Annotated in this window: 3 protein-coding genes; all 3 read left to right on the top strand. The window is 73.0% G+C overall.

Going from position 1 to position 4,505, the window contains the following annotated elements; all coding sequences use genetic code 11:
* On the top strand, positions 1 to 1,342 hold a 1,342-nt coding region (locus tag GUY61_RS35150), incomplete at its 5' end, for an SbcC/MukB-like Walker B domain-containing protein (RefSeq protein ID WP_279576890.1).
* 175 nt (positions 1,343 to 1,517) lie between these two features.
* Positions 1,518 to 2,783: a CdaR family transcriptional regulator gene (locus GUY61_RS35155; RefSeq protein WP_166634376.1), complete on the top strand. Its 1,266-nt coding sequence runs from the start codon at positions 1,518 to 1,520 to the stop codon at positions 2,781 to 2,783.
* A gap of 121 nt (positions 2,784 to 2,904) precedes the next feature.
* The gene (locus tag GUY61_RS35160; protein WP_166634377.1) at positions 2,905 to 4,470 is read left to right on the top strand and encodes a long-chain fatty acid--CoA ligase; all 1,566 of its coding nucleotides are present in this window, start codon (positions 2,905 to 2,907) and stop codon (positions 4,468 to 4,470) included.
* Positions 4,471 to 4,505 lie beyond the last annotated feature (35 nt).

Genomic DNA, 4,505 nt, shown 5'->3' on the forward strand with positions numbered 1-4,505 from the left:
GGGCGTGGGCGGCGCCGGGGCGGACACCGGCCTCGAAGATTCCGACCCGGCGTGGAAGGCGGCCGCCGACGTACTTGTCACGGAGCTCTCCGGCGCCGTGGAGGAGCTGCGGCGGGAGTACGACGCCGCGCGGAGGGCGGCGGCCGCCCTGCACGGTGCGCGCGAGGCGCTCGCCGCGGTCGAGCGGGAGCACGAGCGGCGGCTCGCCGACGCCCGGCAGGCCGAGCAGCGAGCCGCCTCCCGCACCTCGCTGCGCGAGTCGCTGGAGAAGGAACAGACCTCCCTGCGGGCCGAACTCGCGGCGGCGCGCGGCGTGGCGGGCAGCGTCGCCCAGCGGGCCGCGGAGCTGGAGCGGCTTGCGGACCTGGTGGCCGCCGCCGCCGAGGCGGCCAGGGCGGCCGAGGAGAAATCGCGGCAGCTCAAGGACGCCGACGCACGGCTCGCCGACGCGGCCTACCGCGCAGGGTTCGACACACCCGAGGCCGCGGCCGAGGCACTGCTGAGCGACGAGCGCCAGCGCGAGATCCAGCACCGCATCGACGCCTGGCAGGCCGAGGACGCGGCGGTACGTGCGGTGCTCGCCGAGCCCGCCACGGCTGCCGCCGCCCGTCGGCCCGCCGCCGACGTCGAGGGCGCCGAGCACCGCGCCGACCGCGCCGAGCGTGTCTTCCGCGAGGCGGCCTCGGCGGTCGACGCCGCAGCGCGGCGCTGCACGGAACTCGACCGTCTCTCCGCACAGGCCGCAGCCGAGGCAGCCGCCCTCGCACCGCTGCGCGAGGAGTACGACCGCGTGGCCCGGCTCGCCTCCCTCGCCGCGGGCACCTCCGCCGACAACGAACGCAGGATGCGCCTGGAGTCGTACGTCCTGGCCGCCCGTCTGGAGCAGGTCGCGGCGGCCGCCACGGTCCGGCTGCGGCGCATGTCCTCCGGCCGCTACACCCTGGTCCACTCCGACGAGCGGGCGGGCGGCCGCGGCCGCTCCGGACTCGGGCTGCGTGTCATCGACGCCTGGACGGGCAGCGAACGCGACACCGCCACCCTGTCCGGCGGCGAGACCTTCTTCGCCTCGCTGGCCCTCGCCCTCGGCCTCGCCGACGTCGTCACCGAGGAGGCCGGCGGGGTCCGGCTCGACACGCTCTTCATCGACGAGGGCTTCGGCAGCCTCGACGACCAGACCCTGGACGAGGTCCTCGACGTGCTCGACACACTGCGCGAACGCGACCGCAGCGTCGGCATCGTCAGCCACGTCGCCGATCTGCGCCGCCGCATCCCCGCCCAGCTGGAGATCGTCAAGGCCCGGGACGGATCCCGCGTACGCCACCGGGGAGCCGCCGCGTCCTGACTCACGGCGAGCCGTCGCGCCCCGGCTCACGGCCCGCCGCCGAGTCCCGAACCACCGCCGGCGGCAGCGGCCAGGGGCGCCACGGCGCGTGACCACCAGAACGTGCCTGCGGCGCTTTGTGGTCGAACCACACAGCGCGGCCTATCGTGAAGTGCGAGACAAGGCGGTGGTCCGGATGGCGCGGAACGGGACAGGCGGCGACGACCGCTTCGCCGACCCTGCCCTGGCCCGGGTGCTGGAGGCGGTGGAGGCCTCGCTCCACCGGGTCGTCGCCGACGCCGTCGAGGCGATCTGGGCACAGGTCCCCGCCTACGGCCGCAGCTCCGACGAGCGACTGCGCGAGGACGTCACCTACCACGTCGAGACGGTGTTCCGTGCCCTGCTGACCAGCGTCAGGGAGCGGCGCCCCGCGCAGCCGTCGGACTTCCCCAAGACCTGGTCGCAGGCGCGGCGCCGGGTACGCCAGGGCGTCTCGCTCGCCGACTTCCTCCAGGCCTTCCGGATCGGACAGCTCACCCTGTGGGACGGGATCGTCGCGGTCACCCGTGGCGACGCCGACGCCAGGGACGCGGCCATGGCCCTGGCCGGGCAGGTGATGCACCTGATCGAGGTGGGCAGCGCGGTGGCGGCCGAGTCGTACCTCGACGAGCAGCAGTTCCAGCTGGCCGACAGCGACCGCCTGCGCCGCGACGCGCTCGAGGACCTGCTGGCCCGCCGCGACGTGACCTCGGGCCCCAAGCACGCCCTGCTGCGGTCCGCCGGCCTGGAGCCGGGCGCACGGCTGGTCGTCATCTCCGCCGTGCCCGTGACACCCCTCACCGACGACCGCCTGCTGCGCGACGCGGCGTCGTCCCTGCGCAAGGCCGGGGCCCGGGGCACCCCGGGGCTGACCGTGGTGCGGCAGCAGGAGATCGTCGGCCTCTCACCCGTCCCCTCCGGCGCCGACGAGGCCGTCGACCGGGCAGGGAAGGCCGTCGCCGCCCTGGAGCGGCAGGGGATCCGCCTCGCGGTGGGCATCAGCACCGTGCGCGAGCGCCTCGCCGAGGTGCCGGACGCGTACGCCGAGGCGTGTCTGGCCCGCGAGGGCCTGGGCGGGCAGGCGGGCGTCGTGGCGCTGCCGGTGCTGTCGTGCTTCGACTACCTGGTGCTCCGGGACGACCCCACGGCCCGGCGGCTCGTACGCCCGGAGCTCAGGCGTTTCATCGAGGAGGACGTACGGCGCGAAGGCGTCCTGGTGCGCACCTTCCTCGCCTACACGGCCTGCAACCTCAATGCCAAGACCGCCGCCGAACGGCTTCACCTGCACGTCAACACCGCCTACTACCGGCTGGAACGCATCGCCGAGCGGACCGGCTGCGATCTGCGCAGCTTCGGCGACGTGGTCGAGCTCCTCATCGCCGTACGCCTGCTGGCCGGGCCGCCGGGCGCCCTCGGCCGGTGAACGACGCGTCACCGCCTTGTGAACGGCTCATTACGTGTTTTGTGGTCCGGCCACTAACTCCGTAAAGCCGCGGAAGCGCACAGTGGAGGCGTCCCGACGACGCGGCCCCGCGGAGGAATCCATGCTCAACCTTTCCGTACTGCTCGACCACACCGCGCGCGAGCTGCCCGACCGGGACGCGGTGGTGCTGGGAGAGCGCCGGTGGACGTACGCAGAACTGAACGCCGCCGCCAACCGGGTCGCCGGCGCGCTCGTGGCGCGCGGCATCCGGCCCGGCGACCGGGTCGCCCTCAGCTGTCCCAACCTGCCGTACTTCCCCATCGTCTACTACGGAATCCTCAAGGCCGGCGCCACGGTCGTGCCGCTGAACATCCTGCTCACGGACCGCGAGATCGCCTACCACCTCGAGGACTCGGAAGCGAAGGCGTACTTCTGCTTCGAGGGGTCCGACGACCACCCCATGGGCGACACCGGCCTCAGGGCGTTCAAGGGGACGCCGGGCTGCGAGACCTTCGTGCTGCTGACCGCCGACGAGCGGGCGACCAGCGGGCGGGTGCCGGGCGAGACGCTGGCCGCCTTCACCGAGGGCCGGCCGGCCGAATTCACCTCCCACCCCACGTCGGAGACGGACACCGCGGTGGTGCTGTACACCAGCGGCACCACGGGGCAGCCGAAGGGCGCCGAGCTGACCCACAGCAACCTCGTCCACAACGCCCTGATGTGCCAGCGGTTGTTCGACGCCCAGCCGCACGACGTCCACCTGGTGACGCTGCCGCTGTTCCACACCTTCGGCCAGACGGTGCAGATGAACACGGGCTTCGTCTCCGGCGCGACCCTGGTCCTGTTGCCCCGGTTCGATCCGGCCGACGCGCTGACCGCGATGGAGCGGGAGGACGTCACCTTCTTCGTCGGCGTCCCCACCATGTACTGGGCACTGCTGAACTCCCCGGCGGCGGACAACGTCGACCTCCAGAAGATCACGGACACCCTGAGGGTCTGCGTGTCGGGCGGGTCCGCGCTGCCGATGGAGGTCCTTACCGGGTTCGAGAGGCGCTTCGGAGTCCCGATCCTGGAGGGGTACGGGCTGTCCGAGACGAGTCCCGTCGCCACCTTCAACCGACTCGACCGGCCCCGGCGCCCCGGATCGATCGGCCTGCCGGTGTGGGGTGTCGAGGTCAGAGTGGCCCGTGAGGACGGCACGGAGGCCGCGGTGGAGGAGCCCGGCGAGATCTGGATCCGCGGCCACAACGTCATGAAGGCCTACCTGGGCCGCCCGGAGGCCACCGCGGAGGCACTCGACGCCCACGGCTGGTTCCGCACGGGCGACATCGCCACCAGGGACGAGGACGGCTACATCTACATCGTCGACCGCAAGAAGGACATGATCATCCGCGGTGGCTACAACGTCTACCCGCGGGAGCTGGAGGAGGTACTGCTCACCCATCCGGCCGTCAGCCTGGCCGCGGTCGCCGGTGTGCCGCACCCCAGCCACGGCGAGGAGGTGAAGGCGTTCATCATCCTCAGGCCCGGCGCCGAGGTCACCGAGCGGGAACTCATTGCCTGGGGCAAGGAGCGGATGGCCGCCCACAAGTACCCGCGCATCATCGAGTTCCGCGACACGCTGCCCATGACGTCCACGGGCAAGATCCTCAAGCGGGAGCTGACGGCGCAGAGCGCCGAGGCGTGAGCCTCGGCGGGACGTGACAGGGAGCGGGACCGGCG

Source organism: Streptomyces sp. GC420, from assembly GCF_009916105.1.
In the GTDB taxonomy this organism is placed as follows: Bacteria; Actinomycetota; Actinomycetes; order Streptomycetales; family Streptomycetaceae; genus Streptomyces.

What these genes read in the sequence shown, in the direction of transcription:
- GUY61_RS35160 (WP_166634377.1), top strand. Translation starts at nt 2,905, where the DNA reads ATGCTCAACCTTTCCGTACTGCTCGACCACACCGCGCGCGAGCTGCCC.
- GUY61_RS35155 (WP_166634376.1), top strand. Translation starts at nt 1,518, where the DNA reads ATGGCGCGGAACGGGACAGGCGGCGACGACCGCTTCGCCGACCCTGCC.